Origin of the sequence: Nonomuraea sp. NPDC050733, from assembly GCF_040654215.1 — a bacterium.
Classification (GTDB): Bacteria; Actinomycetota; Actinomycetes; order Streptosporangiales; family Streptosporangiaceae; genus Nonomuraea.
The window spans coordinates 1-1,241 of sequence record NZ_JBFAHO010000091.1 but is presented as its reverse complement, the minus strand read 5'-3'; the positions used below and the strand labels follow the sequence as shown (position 1 = coordinate 1,241).

Annotated in this window: 1 pseudogene; it reads left to right on the top strand. The window is 74.9% G+C overall.

The annotated features are described in order from the left end of the window. A pseudogene (locus AB0H64_RS44905) lies at window positions 1-1,117 on the top strand (serine/threonine protein kinase); the annotation flags it as partial. Window positions 1,118-1,241 lie beyond the last annotated feature (124 nt).

The following is a 1,241-nucleotide window of genomic DNA, read 5'->3' as shown; positions in this document are numbered from 1 at the left end:
GTCGCCCGGGGGCCGGTGGGGCGCCGCCCAGTCCGCGCCCACCCTGACCCCCCTGGGGCGGGTCGCCGCCCCGGGCCCGCCCGGCCCGCGGGGCGGCGTGGCCGCGATCGGCGGCTCCGGCGGCGACGCCGCCGTGGGCCAGCAGCCGGCCCAGCCCGGCCAGCCGGCCCCGCAGCAGTCGCAGCCGGAGCTGACCGTGCCCTGGGCCGCCTCCTCCAGCCCGGACCCGACGGAGGTGGCGCCGATCGTGCTGCCGACCGACTGGCCGGCCACGGAGGGTGCGACGCCGCCGGAGTTCAGCACGGTGCCGACCCCGGCAGCGATCCCCACCCAGCCGGTGCTGACGCAGCCCACCGGGCAGCCGACCGTGCCGGTCCAGCCGACGGTGACCACGCCGGCGCAGCCGACGCAGTCGCCGGCGGAGAAGCACACCCGCAGGCCCACCAAGAAGCCGAGCGAGGACCCGTCGCCGGCTCCCACCGAGTCGAAGACGCAGGAGCCGACCAAGGAGCCGACCAAGGAGCCGGAGCCGACCAAGGAGCCGGAGCCGACGAAGGAGCCCACACGGGAGCCCACCAGGGAGCCGCAGCCGACGAAGGAGCCCACACGGCAGCCCGAGCCGTCTCCGACGAAGACGACGCAGGCTCCGAAGCCGTCCCCGACGAAGACGACGCAGGCTCCGAAGCCGTCTCCGACGAAGACGACGCAGGCTCCGAAGCCGTCCCCGACGAAGACGACGCAGGCTCCGAAGCCGTCCCCGACGCCGACCAAGACCACCGAGGAGCCGAAGACCAACCCGTACAGCCCGACCCAGGTGTGCGGACCCGGCTTCGGTGTCCAGCGGTCCAACTCGTTCGCGGGCGGTGCGACGTACCAGCTCTACAACAACAGCACCGGTGAGAACTGCGTGGTCACGATGAAGACCATGAACGTCGGCAAGAGCAGCCCGGTCAGCGCCACCCTGGAGGTGCAGGGCGGCGGCAGCCGGACGGACAGCGGCAACTTCCAGTGGTACGCCGGCCCGGTCAAGCTTCCGGCCAAGGGCAAGTGCGTGAAGTTCTCGGGCAGTGTCGGCGGCGGTGGCAGCACCAGCGCCCCCTGGGGCAACTGCGGCTGACCCTGACGGTCCCCGAACACGGCGGGGGGGGGGGGGGGGGGGGGGGCGCCCCCCCCCCCGCCGGGGGGGGGGGGGGGGTGGGAGAACTTAAGAGTGTTGGGGGGGGGGGCCGGGCCCAACGCGG